Source organism: Streptomyces doebereineriae, assembly GCF_031845645.1.
Classification (GTDB): Bacteria; Actinomycetota; Actinomycetes; order Streptomycetales; family Streptomycetaceae; genus Streptomyces; species Streptomyces canus.
Genome location: NZ_JAVREZ010000207.1, coordinates 1 through 469 on the forward strand (window position 1 = coordinate 1; position 469 = coordinate 469).

The window sequence follows — 469 nt, forward strand, 5'->3', positions numbered from 1 at the left end:
CTGCACGGCCCCGGCGCGCAGCGATTCGTCCTGGCGGTGGTGGTACTCACTGATCGACAAGACCACCAACGCGGCCGTGGCGGCGACGGCCACCAGTGCGAGAAGTCCCGCCACGAGGCGGCGCCTGAGCCGGCCGGCCGTGACGGTTTCGTCAGGCTCGGGCTCGACGTCGTTTGCTGTGTCTTCTGCGGGATCCTCCAACGTCAGCACCGATTCACCGTGGTCGTCGACGGAGTCATCGTCGGAATTGCTCACTGCGGGCCACCTTTCAGGATGCTGCGCCATTTGTAGGCCAGCTGGGCCAGGGTCGGGATCTTGACCGGGTCGTTGACCACCTCGGGCCCGATCGGATACCCAGGGGTCTGGGAGTTCTGCAGGCCGAGATCGTTGGGTCGGGGTGCGTTGACCGCGCCCCGCATCAGCATGTCGGGTGCGGGCGGGCAATACATGACCAGGTTGGGTTCTTTCG

At 66.1% G+C, this 469-nt stretch carries 2 protein-coding genes; both read right to left on the minus strand.

Features of this window, described 5'->3' with window-relative positions:
• A partial coding sequence (locus tag RNB18_RS51480; RefSeq protein ID WP_311720993.1) for a hypothetical protein occupies positions 1–255 on the minus strand: 255 nt, incomplete at its 3' end.
• A partial coding sequence (locus tag RNB18_RS51485; protein WP_311720994.1) for a hypothetical protein occupies positions 252–469 on the minus strand: 218 nt, incomplete at its 5' end. The genes RNB18_RS51485 and RNB18_RS51480, both read right to left, overlap by 4 nt.